Origin of the sequence: Rhizobium sp. ZW T2_16, assembly GCF_044987325.1 — a bacterium.
In the GTDB taxonomy this organism is placed as follows: domain Bacteria; phylum Pseudomonadota; class Alphaproteobacteria; order Rhizobiales; family Rhizobiaceae; genus Neorhizobium; species Neorhizobium cellulosilyticum.
This window is the reverse complement of sequence record NZ_JBJDRG010000008.1, coordinates 108,096-130,669: the sequence shown is the minus strand read 5'-3', so window position 1 is coordinate 130,669 and position 22,574 is coordinate 108,096. Positions and strand designations below refer to the sequence as shown.

Here is a 22,574-nt window from a genome sequence, read left to right as displayed (position 1 = left end):
AACGGCGCCCGCGGTTAGGCGGGCGCCGTCTCGGATGATGGATGTTATTCGGAAACGCTGAGGAAGCGGCTCAGGTGCTCGTTGGCAGCATTGTCCTCCCAGCCGGAAACGCGGTTGGACACGAGCCAGAGATCAGCCTGGGTAAGCAGAGGCGCGACCGGCTGGTCACGCGATAGAAGCGCTTCGGCTTCGTGCAGCAGCTTGGAGCGGGCTTCCGGGTTCTCTTCCGCATAGGACTTCTGCATCAGAGCGTCGAATTCCGGGTTGTTGTACTTGCCGTAATTGAAGGTCTTGTTGGTCGACAGGTTCAGCGCCAGGAAGTTTTCGGCATCCGCATAGTCGGCAACCCAGCCGGCGCGGGCAACGTTGAACTTGCCGCCTTCCTGCAGGTAAGCGTAGTGCGACGAGACGTCGAGATTGGTCATCGTCACCTTGGCTTTGAAAGTGTTCTTCCACATGTCGGCGACGGCGGTGGCGACACGCTCGTGGTTCGGGTTGGTATTGTAGCGGATCTCGATTTCGAGCGGCTTGCCGCCTTCACCGTAACCAGCTTCCTTCATCAGTTCGAGCGCCTTGTCCTCGCGATCAAGCTGCGAAAGTGTGGCGAAATCGGCCTTGGACGGCTCACCGTAGCTTGCCATGCCCGGGGGGACCAGCGAATAGGCCGGGATCTGCGAGCCGCTGTAGATTTCCTTGGCGAGAAAGTCACGATCGACAGCCATCGAAAGTGCCTGACGAACGCGCACGTCGTCATAGGGTGCCTGACTGCCGTCGAAGGCGTAGTAGTAGGTGGCCAGCGTCGGGGAAACGTGGACTTGATCCTTGTAGGTGCCGCGCAGGCGCTCGATCTGGTCGGCCGAGAAATTGAAGACGAGATCCATTTCCTTCGCTTCGAAGCGACGGACGGACGCAGCCTGGTCGTCGATCGGATAGAAGATCACCTTGTCGAGCTTGGTGTTGGCAGCGTCCCAATGGTTCTCGTTCTTCTCGACCACGAGGCTATCATTTGGCACATGGCTGACCAGCTTGAAGGCGCCGTTAGACACCATCACACCCGGCTTGACGAAGTCGGCACCGTTTTTCTCGACACTTGCTTTGGAAACGGGCAGCGCGGTCTGGTGGGCCAGCAGCTCAAGGAAGAACGGGGTCGGGCGCTCGAGCGTGATCTGGAAAGTCTTGTCGTCGACGGCCTTGACGCCGAGGGTAGCGACCTCAGCCTTGCCGTTGTTGATCGCTTCGGCATTCTTGATCGGGTAGAGAATATTGGCGTATTTCGCTGCCGTCTTCGGATCTTCTACACGCTTGAAGGAAAACTCAAAGTCCTGCGCAGTAACGGGTGTACCATCCGACCACTTTGCATTTTCGCGCAGCTTAAACGTGTAGGTTACACCGTCATCAGACAGTGTCCAGCTCTCGGCAGCGCCCGGGATAATCTTGCCAGCAGCATCGTAAATCGTCAGACCTTCGTAAAGATCCTTGAGGATGAAGGCTTCGATATTGATCGAGGTCTGCGCCTGATCGAGCGTCTGGGGCTCGCCGGCATTGCCGCGATGAAGCACTGCCTCGGCGAAGGCCGGAGCGCTGGCGAAGAGCACTGACCCCAGCAGCGCGGCCGCAGAAAGTTTGAGAAGACGAGAAGACATGATCGGTATCCTTTCCCAGTTTATTCCGGATCAGTTGCGGGAATGAATGACAGAAAGGCATGGACTGCAAGGCTTTTCTCATCGCGTCACAGTCGAAGGAGACAACTGTGGCACGCAAGAAAAACGTCAAGGTTGCATAAGAGAAATGTGAACTTGATGAAAGCCATCCGCCATATTCATCTCGTCCGATGAGCCGCCAGGACCATTAGAGACATCTTACGTACAGGGAAGATATGCCGAAGATAGCGTTTCTCTCGCATTGGGTGAGTTGGCGAAATTTTATTGCTCATGGGTGTATGCAGCGATCTTCGGCGGCGGCATTTGCAGTCAGCCAAAGGACACTTTTTGCGTGTGTACCGTACCTACATTGGCAACACAAAAAGAACCGTTACTCCACAATGTTATGATCTGGCGGAATGGCTTGATAGGTGTTCGCTATCGCGTAACCGATCTCGTTTATTGACGGGCAGGCTTCGTGTTGCGACATTTTCTCGCATCCCCCAATGATCTTACCATCGGGGAATGGATGCCGGAGACCGTCGAGGAGGACAGGTTTGCGGCATATGCCGGGAGGCCACGTCCATGACCATGCGAAATTCCGCTGGTGAGATCGCCCAGCGGTCACGCGACATCATCCGTGACCGGAAGCATCTGGAAGGGCCGATGCTGCCCATTCTGCACGCGCTTCAGGCGGAGTTCGGTTACATACCGGATATCGTCAAGCCAGTCATCGCCGATGAACTCAACCTCTCCCGTGCGGAAGTCCATGGCGTCGTCACCTTCTATCCCGAATTTCGTGAACATCCGGGTGGACGGCATGTTCTGAAAATCTGCCGAGCCGAAGCCTGTCAATCGGTGGGCTGTGATAATCTCGCGGATCGCGTTCGCCAGTTACTGGGAATTGATTTTCACCAGACGACGCCTGACGGAGCGGTGATGCTCGAACCGGTCTATTGCTTGGGTCTGTGCGCCTGCGGTCCTGCCGCCATGCTGGATGGCGAGGTTTATGGCCGGGTCGACGAGCACTGTCTTTCCGAAATTGTTGGGAGGCTGGGCCGATGACGGTAACGATCTTCGTCCCTCGCGATGCCGCATCCCTGGCGCTCGGAGCCGAGAAGGTTGCAGCGGCAATCACAAGCGAAATCGCTGCCCGCAGTATTGACGCCAGGATCGTGCGCAACGGCTCTCGCGGCATGTTCTGGCTCGAACCGCTGGTGGAGGTGCGCACCGATCACGGTCGCGTCGCTTACGGGCCGGTGAAAGCCTCGGATATAAAAGACCTTTTCGACGCCGGTATTCTCTCCGGCAAGGCCCATCCTCTCTGTCTTGGGCTGACGAAGGAAATCCCCTTCCTGCGTCAGCAGACCCGCCTGACCTTCTCCCGCTGCGGCGTGACCGATCCGCTGTCACTCGATGATTATCGCCATTATCAGGGGCTGAAAGGACTGGAACAGGCTATCGCGATGCCGCGGGCCGAGATTGTGGCTCAGGTCACCGAAAGCGGGCTGCGAGGGCGCGGCGGTGCCGGTTTCCCTACCGGCATCAAGTGGAAGACTGTGATGGAGGCGGTGGCGCCTCAAAAATATATCGTCTGCAATGCCGACGAGGGCGACAGCGCCACCTTTGCCGACCGGATGATCATGGAAGGCGATCCCTTTGTGCTGATCGAGGGCATGGTGATCGCCGGCATCGCGACCGGTGCGACAAGGGGATACATCTATACCCGCTCCGAATATCCGCATGCGATCGCCACAATGAGCGAGGCGATCAGCATCGCCAGAAAGTGCGGCATTCTCGGTTCCTCGGTGCTTGGGTCTGATCATTCCTTCGATATCGAGATACGCGCAGGCGCAGGCGCCTATGTCTGTGGCGAGGAAACTGCACTCCTCAACTCGCTGGAGGGAAAACGCGGCATCGTTCGCGCCAAGCCGCCTTTGCCGGCCCTGCAAGGTTTTCTCGGTCGCCCGACGGTGGTCAATAACGTTATCTCGCTTGCCTCCATCCCGGTCATCATGCATCGCGGCGCTGCCTTCTATCGGGATTTCGGCATGGGGCGCTCCCGCGGCACGATCCCGATCCAGATCGCCGGCAATGTTAAATATGGGGGCCTGTTCGAGACAGCTTTCGGCCTGTCGCTCGGCGAGATCATCGATCATATAGGCGGCGGCACTGCGACGGGGCGACCGGTGAAAGCCGTGCAGGTGGGCGGCCCGCTCGGCGCCTATTTTCCGCGCGCACTATTCGACACACCGTTCGATTACGAAGCCTTTGCCGCGAAGGACGGGCTGATCGGCCATGCCGGCATCACCGTGTTCGACGATACCGTCGACATGCTGAAACAGGCGCGCTTCGCCATGGAATTCTGCGCCATCGAAAGCTGCGGCAAGTGTACGCCCTGCCGTATCGGCTCGACCCGCGGCGCGGAAACCATCGACAAGATAGGTCGGGGCATCGAGCCAGAGAAGAACAAGGCACTGCTCGCCGATCTCTGCAACACGATGAAGTTCGGTTCGCTGTGCGCACTCGGCGGTTTCACGCCCTACCCGGTGATGAGCGCGATGACGCATTTCCCGAAGGATTTTGTTCCCACACCTATGATCGAAGCGGCGGAGTGATATCATGTCTCTCATCCATGAAATCGACTACGGCACGCCTGCATCCCTCTCTGAAAGACAGGTAACACTCACAATCGACGGCCGCGCCATAACCGTGCCGGAAGGCACGTCGATCATGCGGGCCTCGATGGAGGCGGGCATCCAGATCCCGAAACTCTGCGCTACCGACATGGTCGACGCCTTCGGTTCCTGCCGCCTCTGCCTGGTGGAGGTCGAGGGGCGCAACGGCACGCCGTCCTCCTGCACCACGCCTGTCGCACCGAACATGGTCGTCCATACCCAGTCCAACCGCCTGAAGGATATCCGCCGCGGCGTGATGGAGCTTTATATCTCCGATCATCCGCTCGACTGCCTAACCTGTGCTGCCAATGGCGACTGCGAACTGCAGGACATGGCGGGTGCGGTCGGCCTACGCGACGTTCGTTACGGCTACGAGGGCGACAATCATATACGCGCGCGCAACGACGGTTCCATCAACGCGAAATGGATGCCGAAGGACGAATCCAACCCCTATTTCACCTATGACCCGTCGAAATGCATCGTCTGTTCACGCTGCGTGCGTGCCTGCGAGGAAGTGCAGGGCACTTTCGCACTGACGATCGAGGGGCGCGGTTTCGAAAGCCGTGTCTCGCCCGGTGCACACGAGCATTTTCTCGAATCCGAATGCGTCTCCTGCGGCGCCTGCGTGCAGGCCTGTCCCACCGCGACGCTGACGGAAAAGTCGGTGATCGCAATCGGTCAGCCGGAGCATTCAGCCGTGACCACATGCGCCTATTGCGGAGTTGGCTGCTCCTTCAAGGCGGAAATGCGCGGCGAGGAACTGGTGCGCATGGTGCCATGGAAGGAGGGTCAGGCCAATCGTGGCCACTCCTGCGTCAAGGGCCGGTTTGCCTATGGTTATGCCAGCCACAAAGACCGCATCCTCAACCCGATGATCCGCGAGAGGATTTCCGATCCATGGCGGGAGGTGACCTGGGAAGAGGCGTTTTCCCATATCGCCACCGAGTTCCGGCGTATCCAGTACCAGTATGGCCGTGACGCTATCGGCGGCATTACCTCGTCGCGTTGCACCAACGAGGAAACCTTTCTTGTCCAGAAACTGGTGCGCGCCGGTTTTGGCAACAACAATGTCGATACCTGCGCCCGCGTCTGCCATTCGCCGACGGGCTACGGTCTCGGACAGGCTTTCGGCACGTCCGCCGGCACGCAGAATTTCGATTCGATCGAGCAGTCCAATGTGGTGATCGTTATCGGCGCCAACCCCACCGACGGTCATCCGGTCTTCGGCTCGCGGCTGAAAAAGCGACTGCGGCAGGGTGCAAAGCTGATCGTCATCGATCCGCGCCGCATCGATCTGGTGAGGACGCCGCATGTGGAAGCGGCCTACCACCTGCCTCTCAAACCCGGCACCAATGTCGCAGTCATGACGGCACTGGCGCATGTCATCGTCACCGAGGGCCTGGCTGCGGAGGCGTTTATTCGTGAGCGCTGTGATTGGTCGGAATTCGAAGACTGGGCGGCCTTCGTTTCCGAAGAAAACCATAGCCCGGAAGCAACCGAAAGCTTTACCGGCGTTCCGGCCGATCTTCTGCGCGGTGCCGCCCGGCTGTTTGCCACCGGCGGCAATGGCGCGATCTATTACGGCCTAGGCGTTACCGAACACAGCCAGGGTTCGACGACCGTAATGGCGATCGCCAACCTTGCCATGGCAACGGGCAATATCGGCCGGCCGGGCGTCGGCGTGAACCCGCTGCGCGGCCAGAACAATGTTCAGGGTTCCTGCGACATGGGCTCGTTTCCGCATGAACTTCCGGGCTATCGCCATATCTCGGACGATGCCACGCGCGACACATTCGAAAAACTCTGGGGTGTGACGCTAAACAACGAGCCCGGCCTGCGCATTCCCAACATGCTGGATGCAGCCGTCGAAGGCACATTCAAGGGCATCTATATCCAGGGCGAGGATATTCTGCAGTCCGACCCAGATACCAGACATGTCTCGGCCGGGCTCGAAGCCATGGAATGCGTTGTTGTGCACGACCTTTTCCTCAACGAGACGGCCAATTATGCCCATGTCTTCCTGCCGGGTTCGACATTCCTCGAGAAGGACGGAACCTTCACCAATGCCGAACGCCGCATCAACCGTGTACGCAGGGTGATGACCCCGAAGAACGGTCTTGCCGATTGGCAGGTGACGCAAAAGCTTGCGCAGGCAATGGGGCTGAATTGGAATTATGCCCATCCATCCGAAATCATGGATGAGATCGCCGCAACGACGCCGAGCTTTGCGTTGGTTTCCTACGATTACCTCGATAAAATGGGTTCGGTTCAGTGGCCGTGCAACGAGGCGCATCCTAAAGGTTCGCCGATCATGCATGTCGATGGATTTGTCCGAGGCAAAGGAAAATTCATCCGCACCGAATATGTGGCGACCGACGAGCGCACCGGACCACGCTTCCCGCTGCTGCTCACCACCGGGCGTATCCTGTCCCAATACAATGTCGGGGCTCAGACACGACGCACCAAAAACGTCATCTGGCACGCTGAAGACCGGCTGGAAATCCATCCGCATGACGCAGAGCAACGCGGCATCAAGGATAGCGACTGGATCAAACTTGCAAGCCGCTCGGGCGATACCACCCTTCGGGCACAGATTACCGACCGGGTCTCGCCGGGTGTCGTCTATACGACCTTCCACCACCCGGATACGCAGGCCAATGTCATCACGACCGATTTCTCCGATTGGGCAACCAACTGTCCGGAATATAAGGTGACGGCAGTACAGGTTTCCCCGTCCAACGGCCCGACGCAATGGCAGGAGGACTACAATGATATGTCCAACCGCTCACGTCGCATCGCAGGCAAAATACAGGCAGCGGAGTAGAGCCGGTCAGGATCGCACGAATCCCTGTTAACCTCGGAAATCCTCCGCCTTGCGGATAAAAAGGAGCTCATCGATGTCGCATGATCAGGGGCGGGAAAAGCTGATCAGAATGGCAAATCAGATCGCCACTTTCTTCATGTCACAGCCGGAAACCGACAGAGCAAAAGGCGTTGCCACCCACATTAACAAGTTCTGGGAGCCACGGATGCGCAGGCATCTGTTCGAATGCCTGGATGAAGGTGCGGACGGACTGATGCCGCTGGTGATCGAAGCGTCAACCTTGATCCACCGACCATCTTCGCAGGCAAAACCCGGGACAAGCAGCGGCATTGCAAAGCCACTATAAGGCTGGATTGCGAGGTTGAAACGCTTTGCGCCATATCCATGGTGGCGAGGCTTGGCAATTTAGCAGCTCGTGATTAAGCAGAACAGGATTTTTCTTGACATCCCCGGTCTTCTTTCTCAAAAGAAGATAGCGTTGGTCATGTTTGACAGGTCTACCGGAAATGCTCGTGTGCAGCTGCAATTACATCACGGACAAGGAAATCAAGGACGTCATCGTCCAGCTTCTTGACGAAGACTGTTGGCAGCTCATCGTACCGGCGAAAGTCTATCATGCCATGAGCAAACGCGGCCGCTGTTGTGGCTGTTTCCCCAACGTCGTGGATCTGATTATTCGCACGACGGAGGAATATCATGCCCTGCGTCACTCGACGGAAGACGAAGTCGTTATATATTTGTCTCGCTTGAAGCAATTCCATGAGGAAAACAGGAGAGCGGACATTGAAAGGCGACAAAAGGGTCATCGAGCGGCTTAACGAGGCTTTGTTCCTCGAACTTGGGGCCGTTAATCAATACTGGCTGCACTATCGTCTTCTGAGCGACTGGGGTTTCACCAAGCTCGCAAAGAAGGAACGCGCCGAATCCATCGAAGAAATGCAGCATGCCGATCGTCTGATCGATCGCATCATCTTCCTTGAGGGCCATCCCAATCTCCAGACACTCGCGCCGCTGCGGATCGGCCAGAACGTCAAGGAAGTATTGGAAGCCGATCTTGCCGGCGAATACGACGCCCGCACTGCCTACAAAGCCTCCCGTGATCTCTGTCATGAGGCAGGTGACTACGTTTCCATGAAGCTGTTCGAACAGCTGCTGATGGATGAGGAAGGCCATATCGACTTCCTCGAAACGCAGCTCGACCTGCTGACGAAGATCGGTGAGGAACGTTACGGCCAGCTCAACGCGGAATCGGCCGACGCTGCAGAGTGAATAAGCAAAGACCCGGCTTTCGGGCCGGGTCTTCTCTTCTCATTTGCTGTTCATGGAAGCGCCGGAACTCAGGCTGCTGCCAGATGCGAAAATTCCGCAACCACCTGATCGTAGACCTGCCGTTTGAACGGAACGATCAAGCCGGGAAGATCCGCCATCGGCTTCCATTCCCAGGCGTCGAATTCCGGCTCATGGCCGCCCGGCGGCGGATTGATGGCAATCTCGCTCTCGTCGCCCTCGAAGCGAAAGGCGAACCAGCGCTGGGTCTGCCCGCGATATTTTCCCTTGAGCCCAATACCGATGAGATGTGCCGGCAGATCGTAATTGATCCAGTCCTTCGATTGGGCAAGCAGGGTCACCGTCTTCATGCCGGTTTCTTCGTAAAGCTCGCGATAGGCGGCGGGAAGCGCGTCCTCTCCCTTGTCGATGCCGCCTTGCGGCATCTGCCAGAGTTGCGGCGAGCCGTCATATTCGCTGTTGCCTTCGGAGATCCTTCGGCCGGCCCAGACCAATCCGTCACGGTTGAGCACCATGATGCCCACACAAGGTCGATACGGCAGGTCTTCCGCCTTCACCGTTCCACTCTTCTTGGCCTCGTCTTTTTTGGCCATGCTTCATTCTCCGTCAGGGTTCACTTTTATCGCGCACGATCGACGAAACGCCGACGATCTCGATGCCGCGCTGCGCCGCTTCTTCGCTCCACTGCCTTACAGCATCGATGCTCTCGTCGTAAGCGGCGGCAATGCCGATTGCCGTTCCCTGCCGGTCCGCGATGCGGCCGAGTTCATCGAGCTTGCGAAGAATGGCCTGAGTCTGCACCTGTCCGTCGAGCACGACATCGGCAAAGGCATGAGGCAGCTTGACGGCATCGGATACGGAATTCGTCTTTGAAAGAGAAGACGTCCCGTCATCAAGGAAAAGGAGCCCACGCTTCGCCACGTCCTGCAGCACCGGCCGCAGCGCCTTTTCATCCGAAAGGTAACGTGCGCCCTGATAATTGACGATGCCGGTATAATTGGTGACCCGCGCCATGGCCTGGTGGAGGCGCGCGAGATTGTCCTTGGCGGAGTTCGCTGTCAGCAGAGTACCTGGCCCCGGATCGTTCGCCGGATAATCGAAAGGTTCGAACGGAACCTGCAGCAATATCTCATGACCCTTGCGCCGCGCTTCCTGCATCCAGCGCTGCAGGCTGTTGCCGCTCGCCGCGAATGCTAGCGTCACCCCCGCCGGCAGTTGCTGGACAGCCTTCTGGCTGCCAGTCTGGCTGAGGCCGAGGCCACTGATGACAATGGCGACCCGCGCCCCCCTCTCGCCTGACCACGGCCTTGCATATTGGTCCATGGGACGCAGACCGTCGGCGCCGATGATCGGCAGCTTTCCGTCTTCGGTTTCTTCGACAAGATCCGGGTTCGGCTGGCCGGCTATCCGCGGATCCTGGCCCATCCGCTGCGCATCGATGACCAGTGGCCCGGTCCGGTCACGCGGCGTATATTTGGTAACGTAGTTTCCGTCGCCGGTGGGAATGCGCTCGATATTGGCACCGGACGCCGTACGTTCGGACGATGTGCCCGATTGCGCGGAACGAGCCACGGCCTCCGCCTCTTTCGAAGGGTCGGATTTATCTCCGGAAGGCGCTTGCTCGACATTGGCGGCAACCTGCCTGAGCCCGTCATTTTCCCGAATGACATAGATGGAGAGAGCTATAACGCCGACAAGGACTACACTGCCGCACAGAGCGGCCTTGTAACCACGCCACGAACGTTTCGTCTTCGGTGGCCGCCCTTGTCCCAAGGGTGCATGGAGATCAGTACCCAAGCTAATATCCGTGCTATCCCGCGGTCATGAAAAAATCCGGGGGATCTATTTTCAGGCTCCCCCGGTACTGTTCTTACTTCTTGACCGCAGCTGCAGCCTTGTCCGGGCTGGCCGGGAAGCTTGGATCGGTCTTGGTGCCGTGAAGAAGATCCAGTGCATAGTTCAGCTGAATGTCATCCTTGGCTTCCGGCGGCACATAGGCTGCGGAACCGGAGCCTTCTTCCGTCTCGGCATTGCCCTGGATATGACCCTTGAGGCTGGATTCACCCTCTGCCTTCAGCTTGCCCTGCAGTTCCGGCGGCAGCGGCTGCTCGACCTTGATGTCCGGGTTGATACCCGTACCCTGGATCGACTTGCCGGACGGCGTGTAATAGAGCGCCGTCGTCAGGCGCAATGCACCGGCATCGCCCAGCGGAATGATCGTCTGGACGGAACCCTTGCCGAAGGAACGGGTACCGACAACGGTTGCACGCTTGAGGTCCTGAAGCGCTCCGGCAACGATTTCGGAAGCCGAAGCCGAACCGCCGTTGATCAGAACGATGACCGGCTTGCCATCGGTCAGGTCGCCCGGACCGGCGTTGAAGCGGCGGGTTTCGTCGGCATTGCGGCCGCGGGTGGAAACAACTTCGCCACGCTCCAGGAAGGCGTCCGATACATTGATCGCCTGATCCAGAAGACCGCCCGGGTTGAGACGCAGGTCGAGAACGTAACCCTTCAGCTTGTCGGCCGGAACATCGGCCTTGATCTTCAGGATTGCCTTTTCGAGATCATCATATGTCTTTTCGGTGAAGGAAATGACGCGAACATAACCGACATCCCCGCCTTCCACGCGGGACTTGACCGCACGCACGGCGATAACGTCACGAACCACGGTGATTTCGAGCGGCTTGTCGGCGCCCTGGCGGATGACAGTGAGTTTGATCGGCGTATTGACCGCGCCGCGCATCTTCTCGACGGCATCCTCAAGCTTCAAGCCACGGATGGACTGGCCATCGATTTCGGAGATGAAGTCACCGGCAAGAATGCCGGCCTTGGAAGCGGGCGTGTCGTCGATCGGCGCAATGACCTTGACCAGCTCGTTTTCCATCGTCACTTCGATGCCGAGACCGCCGAATTCGCCACGGGTCTGGGTCCGCATGTCTTCGGCATCCTTGGCATTCATGAAGCTCGAATGCGGATCGAGCGAGGTCAGCATGCCGTTGATCGCGTTTTCGACCAGCTTTTCCTCATCCGGCGCCGTCACATATTGAGCGCGAACGCGTTCGAAGACGTCACCAAAAATCGAAAGTTCCTTATAGGTCGACGCTCCGGCTGCCTGGGCCGGCACGCCGGCCGAATAGATGACACTCATCGCTGTCGCACCCATGAGTGCACCGACGATGACAAGCGAAGCCCTACGAATCATTTCGCGCCCTTCCAGTTTCCTTGGCTAACCACCATGGCTTGGAATCAACCGTGGTGTTGCCGTTTCTAAATTCAATGTAAAGCGTTGGGCGATCCGTTTCCAGCGCCAACGCAGTTGCACTCGCCACTCTTTTCTCACCCATCACGGCGATCGGCTCACCGCTGAACACAAAGCTTCCCTGACGAACGTTCACATCCTTCATGCCAGTGAAGACCACGTAATACCCGTCACCGACATTAAGAATGATCGTTTGGCCGTAACTTCTGAAGGCTCCGGCAAATACGATCGAACCATCCGCGGGCGCAGTCACGATGGCCCCGGCATTGGATGCGATGGTGATGCCGCGCGCCGTGTGACCTGTCCCGTCGGGATCGCCGAACCAGCGTACGACATCGCCTGCCACCGGAAAGGCCAGCTTCTGCCTCAGGCTTGAAAACGCATATGCTGGCGCAATGCGGTTTTTGTCGGGCACACCGTTTTCGGCAAGCTCCCTCGCCTTTTCGCGCTCGACCTGCGTGAGACGCTTCTGGCGCTCCTCTTCCGCCCTGGCGGCTTCCATCGCCTCCCGCACCGAGGATATTTCACTTTCCAGCGAAGAGATAAGCCCTTCGAGCGATGTCGCCCGGCCTGCAAGTTCCTCCGAGCGCCGCCGCTCTGCCTCGAGTTCCGCCGTATTCCGGCCGTTCAATTTTTCGTTTTCAGCCAGAAGAAGATCCATCCGCTTGTCTTCTTCAAGGCTCGCGGCAATCGTGTCCGACACGGCCTGCTTTTCACTCGCTGCGGCATTACGCGTCTCGCTCAGGGCCTTCAGATCGGCAACGAGGCGTTCGGCCTCCGCACGCATGCCCGGCACGACGGCACCGAGAAGAATGGCGCTGCGCACGGAAGCAAGCGCATCCTCCGGCTTCACCAGCAATGCCGGCGGCGGGTTGCGTCCCATGCGCTCGAGCGCGCCGAGCACTTCCGCAAGAACACCCCGGCGACTGCGAAGCGATGCGCGAATTCCGTCTTCCTGGACGCCGAGGGCAGCGATCTTCTTTTCGCTTTCCTGGATCTTACGCTCCAGATCCTGCCGCTTCTTCGCAGAATCGATCAGGGCCTGGCGGATATCGGCGCTATCCTTGTTGGTCTGCGCAATGCTTTTCTCGATATCGGCGATCTTGTCTCCCGACAGCTGCATCGTCTGGCCGAGCGCCTCGAGCTCCCTGCGCGTCTCTTCCTGCTTCTGCCTCAATTCAGCTGTCGGACCGGCAGCCTCGACCGGGGCTGCGTTTACCGCGCCATCGCCCGGCGGCGCGGCATCCTGCGCATATAGCGGCTGCGGAACGGCCAGCAGAAGACCGGCAATGGCCAGCGTGCTGGCCAAGCCTGATCCATATCTGGCAGGTCTTTTCCGACTGGCGTCCATATCCGCTCCGAGTGATAGAATGCGAAGGCTAGGCTGATTTGCTTAGGCCCGCCACAAACAACATCGTGTTTGCGCCTGAACGAAAGGTTAAACGCGGTGATAGGGATGGCCGGAAAGAATGGTCACGGCCCTGTATAGCTGTTCTGCAATGAGAATGCGGACCAGCTGATGCGGCCAGGTCATCGTTCCCAGATTGAGTACGAGATCAGCCTTGGCGCGAAGCTCCGGATCGAGACCGTCTGCACCGCCGATAGCCAGCATCATGTCGCGCTTTCCATTGTCGCGATAACGACCGATCGCATCCGAAAAAGCCTGGCTGTCGAGCGTCTTGCCGCGTTCGTCCAACAGAACGAGGATGCCGCCCTCGGGCAAGGCCTTTTCCAGGACGCCGGCTTCCTCGCGCTTGCGGGTATCGGCATTGGACGCGCGACTTTCCTGTACCTCCACCAGTTTCGCCAGTTCCAGGCCGACGGCGGGGCCGGCCTTGGCGAAACGGTCGAGATAGCGGGACGCAAGGTCCTTCTCCGGGCCGGCCTTGAGCCGTCCCACGGCAAAAAGGGTAATACGCATGTCCTGATCCGTCTAAATTCGAACAGCCGAAGAGTGCTGCACCGGCGCGTGACGCCAGTCTTGGCTTTAACGGCTTTCGACGGTTCAGGCCAAGCCCAAACCGCTCAATGCAGCAGCGGTCCCTCTTCGATCTCCGGAGCTGCCCACATCTTTTCGATGTTGTAGAACTCGCGGATTTCGGGACGGAACACGTGAACGATCACATCACCCGTGTCGATCAGCACCCAGTCACCGCTTTCCTGACCTTCCACACGCGGGGATCCAAGCCCCTCATCCTTCAGGTCGGTGACAAGATGGTCGCAGATCGCCATGACATGGCGGCTCGATCGCCCGGTGACCACAACCATGTAGTCGCCCAGCGCCGATTTTCCGGCAATATTGATGGTGACGATATCTTCTGCTTTGGAATCCTCAAGGCTATTGAGGATCAGTTCGAGAGCGCGAGCTGCGGCATCGGCGCCACGTTCGGAACTCTGCGGGAGGATGGAAACCATCTTTCCCTTGGCGTGTACTGTTGTCAGGGTTTGTCCTTTCTTACCAAGTAACAGCAACAAGCACTTCCAGCGAATCCGATCAAGGTCGGCCGCTTTGATGAAGTTGGCACCGAATGGTTAATCTTTCAAGGGAGGACCATCAGAAGTGAACGCATGACGCGAAACCGTCATGTGTAGACGCTCCTTCAGGTTCATGGTGAGTTCTTGCGGCCATTCGCCCTGAGCGCGGTCGAACTCAGCGTCGATCTGGGGCCATGAATGAAGGTCCAGGCAGGCGCCTGCCGCTTCCAGAGCGTACCGATATCATCCTCATCCACGCGCGCGTAGTCGAATGTGCGGGCCATTTTCGACGACAGGAATGACAGGGTCGCACCCGGCCGATCAACGACCGCGATCGGAAACATCGAGACGATCTCGCGCCATTTCTGCCACAGATGGAAGGACTGCAGGCTGTCGGCCCCCATGATCCATACGAAATGGGCCTGGGGGTTTTTGGCTTTCACATGGGCAAGCGTATCGGCCGTGTAGGAGCCGCCGAGTGTCTTTTCGAACGCGGTGACCTTGATGCGCGGATCACGGGCAAGATGCTCGCTGAGCGAAATTCGCTCGCTGAGAGGCGCAAGCTCGCTGCGACTTTTCAGCGGATTTCCCGGCGTCACCATCCACCAGAGCTGATCGAGACCGAGACGGCGCAGCGCAATTTCGGCGACCAGCAGATGGCCTTCATGCGGCGGATTGAACGAACCGCCGAAAAGCCCGACGGCCATGCCGCGCTCGATATGCGGCATGGTAAGATATTGGCGATCGATCTTCTCTTCTTCCACGTCGGGCCGAAGCTCTATGGACGGATCTGGCCGGTGCCATGCACACGGTATTTGAACGAGGTCAGCTGCTCGACGCCGACCGGGCCGCGCGCATGCATCTTGCCGGTCGAAATGCCGATCTCGCCACCCATGCCGAATTCGCCGCCATCGGCAAACTGCGTGGACGCATTGTGCAACAGGATGGCGGAATCGATCTCGTTGAAGAAACGCGCCACAACGGCCGGGTCTTCGGCAATCACCGCTTCCGTGTGGCTGGAAGAGTAGGTGTTTATGTGTCGGATCGCGCCATCGATACCGTCAACGACCGCGACCGAAATCACCGCATCCAGATATTCCGTGCGCCAGTCTTCTTCCGTCGCCGCTGCCGCCGTCGGGCAGGCAAGCAGGACTTCGGCCGATCCGCGGATCTCGCAGCCGGCGTCCTTCAATGCTTGCAGAAGCGGCACGAGATGCGTGCCGGCAACGGCCTTGTCGACCAGCAGCGTTTCGGCCGCGCCGCAGACGCCGGTGCGCCGCATCTTGGCATTAACGACGATCTTCTTCGCCATCTCAAGATCGGCGGATGTGTCGACATAGATATGGCAGAGGCCTTCCAGATGCGCAAAGACCGGCACGCGCGCCTCGTTCTGCACACGGGCGACAAGGCTCTTGCCGCCGCGCGGGACGATAACGTCTATTGCACCATCGAGACCGGACAGCATGGCGCCGACAGCCGCACGATCGGTCGTCGGCACGATCTGGATCGCATGCTCCGGAAGACCGGCAGCCTTCAGGCCAGCAACAAGGCAATCATGGATAGCCTGCGATGATTGCGCCGAATCCGAACCGCCGCGCAGGATCACCGCATTGCCGGCCTTCAGGCACAATGCGCCGGCGTCAGCCGTCACATTGGGACGGCTTTCATAAATCACGCCGATGACGCCGAGCGGCGTGCGGACACGCTCGATATTCAATCCGTTCGGACGATCCCAGGCGGCAATCACCTCTCCGACCGGATCCTTGAATTCGGCGATCTCGCGCAACGCCTGCGCCATTGCGGAAATACCCTTTTCCGTCAATGTCAGGCGATCGATGAAGGATGGCAGCAGGCCCTTGCCTTCCACCTCCTTCAGGTCTTCGGCATTTGCCGCAAGAATCCTGGGCATGGCCGCAACGATCGCATCCGCCATGGCATGCAGCGCCGTGTTCTTCGCCTGCGTTGACGCAATCGCGAGCTGACGCGCAGCCGACTTGGCGTTGCGGCCGATTTCGGCCATGACCTTGTGTATATCGACCGTCGAAACCTTATCCAGCATGGATAACCTCCTCCTTGCGGCCTGTCTTCGACCGAAGCCCACCCGTCATCACCAGGTCGCCGCGATGAACCATGGCGGCGCGGCCGGCATAACCCAATATCGCTTCGATCTCGGCAGATTTCCGCCCTGTGATCTGACGCGCCTCATCGGCATCGTAACTGACCAGACCGCGGGCAATCTCAAGCCCATCGGTACCGATGATGGCAACCGTATCGCCGCGGTGGAAATGACCTTCGATCCGGCTAACACCTGCGGGCAGCAGGCTTTTGCCCAGACCAAGCGCCTTTTCCGCACCATTATCGACATGCAGTTCGCCGGCCGGCTGCAATTGCCCGGCAATCCAGGTCTTGCGCGCGGTCACCGGCGCCTCGGACGGTGCAAACCACGAGGATCGCGTTCCCTGCTCGATTGCCTGCAGGGGGTGGTCCGTCTTGCCCGATGCAATGATCATCGCACAACCGGCGCCGGTCGCGATCTTGCCGGCATCAATCTTGGTACGCATGCCGCCGCGCGACAGTTCGGATGCGGCGCCGCCGGCCATCGCCTCGATTTCTGGCGTGATCGCCGCAATCGTGTCGAGGAACTTAGCCTCGGGATCGAGATGCGGAGGAGCGGTGTAAAGCCCGTCGATATCCGACAGAAGCACGAGCAGGTCGGCCCCCGTCATCGTCGCGACACGCGCAGCCAGCCTGTCATTGTCGCCATAGCGGATTTCCGATGTCGCGACGGTATCGTTTTCGTTGATGATCGGCACCGCGCCGATTTTCAGCAACTGCTTGATGGTCGCGCGGGCATTCAGATAACGGCGGCGCTCTTCCGTATCGCCCAAAGTCAGCAGGATCTGGCCGGCGACGATCGCATCACGCGACAGGCTTTCCGACCAGGCGCGGGCAAGCGCAATCTGACCGACAGCCGCGGCCGCCTGGCTTTCTTCGAGTTTCAGAGCACCAGCGGAAAAGTCGAGAACGGTGCGACCCAGGGCAATTGCGCCCGAAGACACGACGAGGACATCGACACCCGCCGCCTTCAACGCCGCGATATCGCTGCAGATGGAATCGAGCCAAGCGGATTTCAGCCCGGTCTTGCGATCGACAAGCAGCGCCGAGCCGATCTTGATGACGACCCGGCGATAGCTGGAAAGCGCCTTGCGGCTATTGGTACTGCCGCCGGTCATAGCTCCCCATCCTCGTCATAGTCCTGCACCGGTGCGGATTTGTCCGGCAGGGTCGTTTCGTCACCTTCGCTGGCTTCGAGAATGACGTCACGAAGGGCACGCAGGACTTCCGTCATGCCCTTGCCCGTCGCAGCCGAAATCAGGAACGGCGTCTGGCCGCAGGCCTTCTCCAGTTCCTTCGCCTTCTTCTTCAGTTCCTTTTCATCCAGGATATCGATCTGCGACAGTGCGACGATTTCCTGCTTGTCTGTCAGGCCGCCACCATAGGCCTCAAGTTCCGCCTTGACCGTCTTGTAGGACTGGCCGACCTTTTCTTCCATCGAAGAGACGAGATGAAGCAGCACGCGGGTGCGCTCAACATGGCCGAGGAAGCGGTCGCCGAGGCCGATCCCTTCATGCGCCCCTTCGATCAGGCCCGGAATATCGGCAAGCACAAATTCGCGCCCGTCGATCGCCGCAACGCCCAGATTGGGGTGGAGGGTCGTAAACGGATAATTGGCGATCTTAGGTCGAGCGCGGGTAACCGAAGCAAGGAAGGTCGACTTGCCGGCATTGGGAAGCCCCACGAGACCGGCATCGGCAATCAGCTTCAGCCGCAGCCAGACCGTCTTTTCCTCGCCTTCAAGACCTGGATTGGCCCAGTTCGGCGCCTGGTTGGTGGGGCTCTTGAAATGGGTATTGCCGAAACCACCATTGCCGCCCTTGGCCAGGCGGAACTTCTGGCCTTCCTTGATCATGTCCATGATCAAGGTTTCATTGTCTTCCTCGAAGATCTGCGTGCCGACAGGCACTTTCAACGTCACGCTTTCACCATTGGCGCCGGTGCGGTTACGGCCCATGCCATGGGTACCGATCTTGCCCTTGAAATGCTGCTGGAAGCGGAAATCGATCAGCGTGTTGAGACCGTTTACCGCCTCGACCCAGACGTCGCCGCCGCGTCCGCCATCGCCACCATCCGGCCCGCCGAACTCGACAAACTTTTCCCGCCGGAACGAGACTGCACCCGCGCCACCGTCACCGGAGCGAATATAGACTTTTGCTTCGTCGAGAAATTTCATCTTGCTGCCGTCAGTCTTGTGTTACGCAACGTCATCAGGGATTTCTGGACGCCTTCTTTAGCGTTTCGATACCGTTCGTTGCCTTTAAGGTCAAAGATTATCATGAAGTTCGTCAGCCATAAGCTGTAATGCGGCTCCAGCACGAGCGGGTCTGCGGCATGGAACGGATACCGCACGCCCCGATCAGGGTTTTCGATACCGCCAGCGGATCTCCCTGGCCAGATCAATCCCGTATCGCTTGAGACATGTTGATGGCCACCGGCAGACACCAATGGCCATCAGCATTTTTAGCAGGCCTGAGGCCGCACCAGATCGCCGGCCTCCAGCATCGTCTCGATATGCGGCGCCATGCGGTTGCGCGCAGTCGAGAAAACCTCTCCCGCATCGACAATCCTGAAACCGAGCTTTCGCTGCACATTGAGCGAAGCGAGGTTGTCGGCAAAGGCACCGGAATGCACCACGGCGTCCGGCATGCGCCGGAAGAAACGTTCCAGCACGGCGCCGGTAGCTTCTGTCATGTAGCCATGATCCCAGTAATACCGGTTCAACCAATATCCCAGGTGCCAGCCGTCTCTGCGCAATTCCATGCCGACGACGCCGATATGGACATCATCGCCCGTGGTGACTGCAAGGCTCCAATCCGGCATCAGCCCGGAGGTCTGACGTACCAGCCAATCGATCGCGTCATCTCGATGATAAGGCTGCGGCACGCGAGAAAGCATGCGGGCAACCTTGAAATCGGCAAGCGATGCCGCGATCGCATCCGCATCGCCGATCCGGTGAGGACGCAGGGTCAACCGGCGGGACTGGATGATCGGGCACGGCCCCGGTGCCAGCCGAACTTCGACAGATCTTTCGACTATTGCGGCATTCATCTCAGCTCTCCCCAGCTTCTCAACGAGATCCATGTCTTGCGATCCAGACGGAACCACTCAACCGGCACCATGGCGCCTTCCGCAAGGCAATCGATCATGCCGGATCCCTGAAACTGGAAGCCGCACTTCTGGATCACCCGCTTGGATGGAATATTGGTAACCCGGCAGCGCGCATCGATCTGGTCGATTTCGCTTCTGGTACGAAAGGCCATGTCGATCAGCGCATGCGCGGCTTCAGTGCCATAACCCTCGTTCCAATAGGGTTCGCCGAGCCAATAGCCGATTTCGAGCGTGCGCTCGTCCGACTGCGGCTCCAGCGCGCAGCAACCGAGGAAGGCGCCGTCATTTCCTCGCGTAATGGCATAGACGCATTTGCCAATCTCGCCGGCATTCGTGCGTCGCACGAAATCGGCTGCGTCTGTCGCCGTATAGGGATGCGGCATGCGCGACACCATCGTTGCGATGGCGGCATTGTTGGCGAGATGGGCAAGTGCGTCGATGTCTTCTTTGTGGGGTGCGCGGAGAACCAGTCTCGGCGACAGTAAGACGGGGCACTCGCTTCTCGACCGATCCTCGGACCGGTCCGGCCGCAGCCGTTCTTCCGGCGGCCGGGATTGGCTCGCCCTCAACAATTCGACTTGCATGGTTCAGTCTCCTCTGGGGGTAAAAAGAAAAAAGGAAGATGGAGTAGCGCCCCATCTTCCCTTTTCTTTGACTGAACCTTGAACGTTCAACCGGGTCGATGAGACGCCGGTTGCATAACGCTTGCCGGCTTTATTCTGCGGCTTCCGCTTTCGGCATTACGGACACGTATACGCGGCCGTTCGCCTTCGTACGGAAATTCACGTTGCCTGCGGTGAGTGCAAAAATCGTATGGTCCTTGCCGAGGCCAACATTGGCGCCCGGATGCCACTGCGTACCGCGCTGACGCACGATAATGTTGCCCGGAATGACGACTTCGCCACCGAACTTCTTCACGCCAAGGCGCTTGGACTGAGAATCGCGACCGTTACGCGACGAACCGCCAGCTTTTTTATGTGCCATGGGAGTTCTCCTTTACCTTCGAAACCTGATTAGCCGAGAATGTCGGTGATACGGACGACCGTGTGATGCTGGCGATGACCGCGAATACGCTTGGAATTCTGACGGCGACGCTTCTTGAAGGAAATGACCTTCTTGCCACGGTTATGCTCGACAACTTCGGCCTTGACCGTCGCGCCCGAAACAAAGGGTGCGCCGATCTTGGCATCGGCGCCAACGCCGACGACCAGGACTTCGTTGAATTCGACTACTGCACCAGCTTCGGCTTCCAGCTTTTCGATGGTCAGCACGTCGTTGGCGGCCACGCGGTACTGCTTACCGCCGGTCTTGATGACTGCGAACATTTTATATCCTTTCATGTTCGTTCCGGCTCTCTTCTCGATGAGAAGGGCCGTCTTTTTATCAGTCGGTCTTTAGCAGGAGGTCAGGAAAGAGATATCTTTTCAAAACTGATCTGCCGGTGAAATCGCGCGAAAACCACCAGGATTTCTCGCGATCGTCAGGCGCGGACGCATTTCCACACCTGAACGCAGGCGGGCTTACGCGAGCGACAAAAAACTGTCAAGGTAAAAGGATATGAAGACTTGCATTTCGCCCCTTGCCAGCCTGATTTTTCGCCGCTATGAGACAGCCCGCGCACATTGCGCCGACCAGCAAAGCGGAGAGGTGGCTGAGTGGTCGAAAGCACCGCACTCGAAATGCGGCGTGCCTGCGAGGGCACCGTGGGTTCGAATCCCACCCTCTCCGCCATATTCGCCATTGGATCGCGATCTCTGCTAGCCCTGTGAGTTTTTGTCTTTACCGGCTCACTGCTCGCAGAGGATAAACACGCTCGAACATTCGAGAATGTGGCTTGGCAGACAATGAATGGTTTCCCGCACTGTTTTGCTGGACGGATGGCGAAAACCGGCGTGTGTGATCAAGCGAAGCACGGAGGACACACCTTCAAAGGCTGCGCCCGATATCGCATGAGTTTGCAACAGCGAACAGAGCTTACGCTCTTACCTCAAATACCATGTTGAAGGGTGTTTCTGTCGCTCGGTGGAAATGCGTGAATCCTGCATCGAGCGCAACCCTGCGAAGCTGTAATTCGCCGGCCTGTGCGCCAAGCCCAAGTCCGACCTCCTGAGAAAGCGAGGCCGGCGTGCAGATCATCGTTGACGCTCCGTAATAGACACGACCCACCGGGTTGAGATTGTCCTTGAGGTGATCATGCGCGAAGGGTTCAACGATCATCCATGTTCCGCCCGTCGCAAGTGTTTCCCTGACATGCCGCCCTGCACCAACCGGATCTCCCATGTCGTGAAGGCAGTCGAACATCGCAATGAGGTCATAGTCACGACCCGGGAAAGCAGCAGCGGGTGACTGCTCGAAAGTTACCCGATCCGCCACTCCTGCACTCTCGGCGGTCGCTCTTGCCCTCTCGATCGATGGTCCATGGTAGTCGAACCCTATGAACCGCGAGGCCGGATATGCCTGCGCCATCAGAATGGTCGATGCGCCGTGGCCGCATCCGATGTCCGCAACACTGGCCCCAGCCTTGAGTTTTGCCTCTACGCCATTGAGAGCTGGGATCCAGTCGGCAACGAGGTAGCTGTTGTAACCGGGACGGAAAAAACGTTCAGTCCCTCGGAAGAGGCAATTGCTGTGCTCATGCCAACCGACCCCCTTACCCGTTCGAAACGCGTCGGCAATCTTCGGTTCATCCATCCACATGGATTGAACGACTTCGAACGCTCCGACGAAAAAGGCCGGGCTGTTTTCTTCGGCGAAAACCATGGCCTGTTCAGGTGACAGGCTGAAGCGATCCGTTCGCTCGTCGTAGCAGATATAATCGGCAGCAGCCTGGGCACTTAGCCACTCCCTCAGATATCGCTCCTTCACACCTGTTTTAGCCGCCAGTTCAGCCGCCTGGACAGACTCACCATCCGCCATTGCCCTGAAAATACCCACGTGGTCACCCAGCACGACCAGCGCTCCCGTCACGGCTGCACCGACATCACCAACAAGGCGGCTGACCAATGTGTCGAGTTTCTGCATATCCGGTTCACGCATCGAAGCCTCCCAGTTGCAAAGCGCCGATTTAAATTAGCACATCGACACATATAAATCCAATCAAACGCAGTCCATTCAGACTGCTCGGCACGTCTTCGAAAAAGGATTCTGGATCGGCCTTTTATTTCGCAAGATCTGTTACGTTGAGG

The 22,574-nt window shown here is 58.5% G+C and carries 22 protein-coding genes and 1 tRNA gene; 7 read left to right on the top strand and 16 right to left on the bottom strand.

From position 1 onward, the window contains the following. Positions 1 to 44: 44 nt before the first annotated feature. The gene (locus tag ACI3K0_RS19590) at positions 45 to 1,643 is read right to left on the bottom strand and encodes a peptide ABC transporter substrate-binding protein (RefSeq protein WP_148143762.1); all 1,599 of its coding nucleotides are present in this window, start codon (positions 1,641 to 1,643) and stop codon (positions 45 to 47) included. Between the two features lie 582 nt (positions 1,644 to 2,225). On the opposite strand from ACI3K0_RS19590, the gene ACI3K0_RS19585 reads away from it, so the two are divergent. The 6 genes from ACI3K0_RS19585 (at position 2,226) to bfr (ending at position 8,411) form a co-directional block, all read left to right on the top strand. Further along, positions 2,226 to 2,705, top strand: coding sequence for a formate dehydrogenase subunit gamma (locus ACI3K0_RS19585; RefSeq protein WP_148143763.1), 480 nt, complete (start codon positions 2,226 to 2,228; stop codon positions 2,703 to 2,705). Next, positions 2,702 to 4,258, top strand: coding sequence for a formate dehydrogenase beta subunit (locus ACI3K0_RS19580; protein WP_404946012.1), 1,557 nt, complete (start codon positions 2,702 to 2,704; stop codon positions 4,256 to 4,258). The genes ACI3K0_RS19585 and ACI3K0_RS19580 overlap by 4 nt, the downstream gene beginning before the upstream one ends. Before the next feature lie 4 nt (positions 4,259 to 4,262). After that, positions 4,263 to 7,142, top strand: coding sequence for a formate dehydrogenase subunit alpha (gene fdhF, locus ACI3K0_RS19575; RefSeq protein WP_404946011.1), 2,880 nt, complete (start codon positions 4,263 to 4,265; stop codon positions 7,140 to 7,142). Between the two features lie 73 nt (positions 7,143 to 7,215). Continuing rightward, positions 7,216 to 7,488: a formate dehydrogenase subunit delta gene (locus tag ACI3K0_RS19570; RefSeq protein WP_206828464.1), complete on the top strand. Its 273-nt coding sequence runs from the start codon at positions 7,216 to 7,218 to the stop codon at positions 7,486 to 7,488. Positions 7,489 to 7,630: 142 nt separating this feature from the next. Then, the gene (locus ACI3K0_RS19565; RefSeq protein ID WP_246436459.1) at positions 7,631 to 7,960 is read left to right on the top strand and encodes a (2Fe-2S)-binding protein; all 330 of its coding nucleotides are present in this window, start codon (positions 7,631 to 7,633) and stop codon (positions 7,958 to 7,960) included. Then, positions 7,926 to 8,411 (top strand): bacterioferritin, encoded by a 486-nt coding sequence (gene bfr / locus ACI3K0_RS19560; protein WP_404946010.1) that lies wholly within the window; start codon positions 7,926 to 7,928, stop codon positions 8,409 to 8,411. The genes ACI3K0_RS19565 and bfr overlap by 35 nt, the downstream gene beginning before the upstream one ends. Before the next feature lie 68 nt (positions 8,412 to 8,479). On the opposite strand, the gene ACI3K0_RS19555 is transcribed toward bfr, so the two are convergent. From ACI3K0_RS19555 to rplU, 14 genes are all read right to left on the bottom strand, one after another. After that, positions 8,480 to 9,022: an RNA pyrophosphohydrolase gene (locus ACI3K0_RS19555; RefSeq protein WP_404946009.1), complete on the bottom strand. Its 543-nt coding sequence runs from the start codon at positions 9,020 to 9,022 to the stop codon at positions 8,480 to 8,482. A 13-nt stretch (positions 9,023 to 9,035) separates the two neighbouring features. Then, positions 9,036 to 10,226 (bottom strand): divergent polysaccharide deacetylase family protein, encoded by a 1,191-nt coding sequence (locus ACI3K0_RS19550; protein WP_404946008.1) that lies wholly within the window; start codon positions 10,224 to 10,226, stop codon positions 9,036 to 9,038. A gap of 73 nt (positions 10,227 to 10,299) precedes the next feature. After that, complete coding sequence (locus ACI3K0_RS19545; RefSeq protein ID WP_183829528.1) at positions 10,300 to 11,631, bottom strand: S41 family peptidase; 1,332 nt, start codon at positions 11,629 to 11,631, stop codon at positions 10,300 to 10,302. Beyond that, a complete protein-coding gene (locus ACI3K0_RS19540; protein WP_404946007.1) occupies positions 11,621 to 13,039 on the bottom strand; it encodes a murein hydrolase activator EnvC family protein in 1,419 nt (472 codons plus the stop codon). Before ACI3K0_RS19540 ends, ACI3K0_RS19545 begins: the two co-directional genes overlap by 11 nt. A gap of 87 nt (positions 13,040 to 13,126) precedes the next feature. Then, entirely contained in the window at positions 13,127 to 13,609 is a 483-nt protein-coding gene (rlmH, locus tag ACI3K0_RS19535) for a 23S rRNA (pseudouridine(1915)-N(3))-methyltransferase RlmH (RefSeq protein ID WP_404946006.1), read from the bottom strand. 104 nt (positions 13,610 to 13,713) lie between these two features. Continuing rightward, entirely contained in the window at positions 13,714 to 14,103 is a 390-nt protein-coding gene (gene rsfS / locus ACI3K0_RS19530) for a ribosome silencing factor (protein WP_148143774.1), read from the bottom strand. Between the two features lie 191 nt (positions 14,104 to 14,294). After that, entirely contained in the window at positions 14,295 to 14,891 is a 597-nt protein-coding gene (locus ACI3K0_RS19525) for a nicotinate-nucleotide adenylyltransferase (RefSeq protein WP_404946059.1), read from the bottom strand. A 50-nt stretch (positions 14,892 to 14,941) separates the two neighbouring features. Continuing rightward, the gene (locus ACI3K0_RS19520; protein ID WP_404946005.1) at positions 14,942 to 16,222 is read right to left on the bottom strand and encodes a glutamate-5-semialdehyde dehydrogenase; all 1,281 of its coding nucleotides are present in this window, start codon (positions 16,220 to 16,222) and stop codon (positions 14,942 to 14,944) included. Further along, the gene (proB, locus tag ACI3K0_RS19515; protein WP_404946004.1) at positions 16,212 to 17,396 is read right to left on the bottom strand and encodes a glutamate 5-kinase; all 1,185 of its coding nucleotides are present in this window, start codon (positions 17,394 to 17,396) and stop codon (positions 16,212 to 16,214) included. Before proB ends, ACI3K0_RS19520 begins: the two co-directional genes overlap by 11 nt. Beyond that, positions 17,393 to 18,454: a GTPase ObgE gene (gene obgE / locus ACI3K0_RS19510; protein ID WP_183829543.1), complete on the bottom strand. Its 1,062-nt coding sequence runs from the start codon at positions 18,452 to 18,454 to the stop codon at positions 17,393 to 17,395. The genes proB and obgE overlap by 4 nt, the downstream gene beginning before the upstream one ends. Positions 18,455 to 18,741: 287 nt before the next feature. Continuing rightward, positions 18,742 to 19,329, bottom strand: coding sequence for a GNAT family N-acetyltransferase; N-acetyltransferase (locus ACI3K0_RS19505; protein ID WP_404946003.1), 588 nt, complete (start codon positions 19,327 to 19,329; stop codon positions 18,742 to 18,744). After that, entirely contained in the window at positions 19,326 to 19,973 is a 648-nt protein-coding gene (locus ACI3K0_RS19500; protein WP_404946002.1) for a GNAT family N-acetyltransferase, read from the bottom strand. Before ACI3K0_RS19500 ends, ACI3K0_RS19505 begins: the two co-directional genes overlap by 4 nt. Positions 19,974 to 20,103: 130 nt before the next feature. Then, the gene (gene rpmA, locus ACI3K0_RS19495; RefSeq protein WP_148143781.1) at positions 20,104 to 20,373 is read right to left on the bottom strand and encodes a 50S ribosomal protein L27; all 270 of its coding nucleotides are present in this window, start codon (positions 20,371 to 20,373) and stop codon (positions 20,104 to 20,106) included. A 29-nt stretch (positions 20,374 to 20,402) separates the two neighbouring features. Next, positions 20,403 to 20,714 (bottom strand): 50S ribosomal protein L21, encoded by a 312-nt coding sequence (gene rplU / locus ACI3K0_RS19490; RefSeq protein WP_148143782.1) that lies wholly within the window; start codon positions 20,712 to 20,714, stop codon positions 20,403 to 20,405. Between the two features lie 316 nt (positions 20,715 to 21,030). Between rplU and ACI3K0_RS19485 the strand changes: the two genes are divergently transcribed. After that, positions 21,031 to 21,120, top strand: a tRNA-Ser gene (locus tag ACI3K0_RS19485). 243 nt (positions 21,121 to 21,363) lie between these two features. Here ACI3K0_RS19485 and ACI3K0_RS19480 read toward each other — a convergent pair. After that, positions 21,364 to 22,425, bottom strand: coding sequence for a class I SAM-dependent methyltransferase (locus tag ACI3K0_RS19480; RefSeq protein WP_404946001.1), 1,062 nt, complete (start codon positions 22,423 to 22,425; stop codon positions 21,364 to 21,366). Between the last annotated feature and the right edge of the window lie 149 nt (positions 22,426 to 22,574).

Coding starts and splice junctions, on each gene's coding strand:
- ACI3K0_RS19590 (WP_148143762.1), bottom strand. CDS start 1,643: ATGTCTTCTCGTCTTCTCAAACTTTCTGCGGCCGCGCTGCTGGGGTCA.
- ACI3K0_RS19585 (WP_148143763.1), top strand. CDS start 2,226: ATGACCATGCGAAATTCCGCTGGTGAGATCGCCCAGCGGTCACGCGAC.
- ACI3K0_RS19580 (WP_404946012.1), top strand. CDS start 2,702: ATGACGGTAACGATCTTCGTCCCTCGCGATGCCGCATCCCTGGCGCTC.
- fdhF (WP_404946011.1), top strand. CDS start 4,263: ATGTCTCTCATCCATGAAATCGACTACGGCACGCCTGCATCCCTCTCT.
- ACI3K0_RS19570 (WP_206828464.1), top strand. CDS start 7,216: ATGTCGCATGATCAGGGGCGGGAAAAGCTGATCAGAATGGCAAATCAG.
- ACI3K0_RS19555 (WP_404946009.1), bottom strand. CDS start 9,022: ATGGCCAAAAAAGACGAGGCCAAGAAGAGTGGAACGGTGAAGGCGGAA.
- ACI3K0_RS19545 (WP_183829528.1), bottom strand. CDS start 11,631: ATGATTCGTAGGGCTTCGCTTGTCATCGTCGGTGCACTCATGGGTGCG.
- ACI3K0_RS19540 (WP_404946007.1), bottom strand. CDS start 13,039: ATGGACGCCAGTCGGAAAAGACCTGCCAGATATGGATCAGGCTTGGCC.
- rlmH (WP_404946006.1), bottom strand. CDS start 13,609: ATGCGTATTACCCTTTTTGCCGTGGGACGGCTCAAGGCCGGCCCGGAG.
- rsfS (WP_148143774.1), bottom strand. CDS start 14,103: ATGGTTTCCATCCTCCCGCAGAGTTCCGAACGTGGCGCCGATGCCGCA.
- ACI3K0_RS19525 (WP_404946059.1), bottom strand. CDS start 14,891: ATGCCGCATATCGAGCGCGGCATGGCCGTCGGGCTTTTCGGCGGTTCG.
- ACI3K0_RS19520 (WP_404946005.1), bottom strand. CDS start 16,222: ATGCTGGATAAGGTTTCGACGGTCGATATACACAAGGTCATGGCCGAA.
- proB (WP_404946004.1), bottom strand. CDS start 17,396: ATGACCGGCGGCAGTACCAATAGCCGCAAGGCGCTTTCCAGCTATCGC.
- obgE (WP_183829543.1), bottom strand. CDS start 18,454: ATGAAATTTCTCGACGAAGCAAAAGTCTATATTCGCTCCGGTGACGGT.
- ACI3K0_RS19505 (WP_404946003.1), bottom strand. CDS start 19,329: ATGAATGCCGCAATAGTCGAAAGATCTGTCGAAGTTCGGCTGGCACCG.
- ACI3K0_RS19500 (WP_404946002.1), bottom strand. CDS start 19,973: ATGCAAGTCGAATTGTTGAGGGCGAGCCAATCCCGGCCGCCGGAAGAA.
- rpmA (WP_148143781.1), bottom strand. CDS start 20,373: ATGGCACATAAAAAAGCTGGCGGTTCGTCGCGTAACGGTCGCGATTCT.
- rplU (WP_148143782.1), bottom strand. CDS start 20,714: ATGTTCGCAGTCATCAAGACCGGCGGTAAGCAGTACCGCGTGGCCGCC.
- ACI3K0_RS19480 (WP_404946001.1), bottom strand. CDS start 22,425: ATGCGTGAACCGGATATGCAGAAACTCGACACATTGGTCAGCCGCCTT.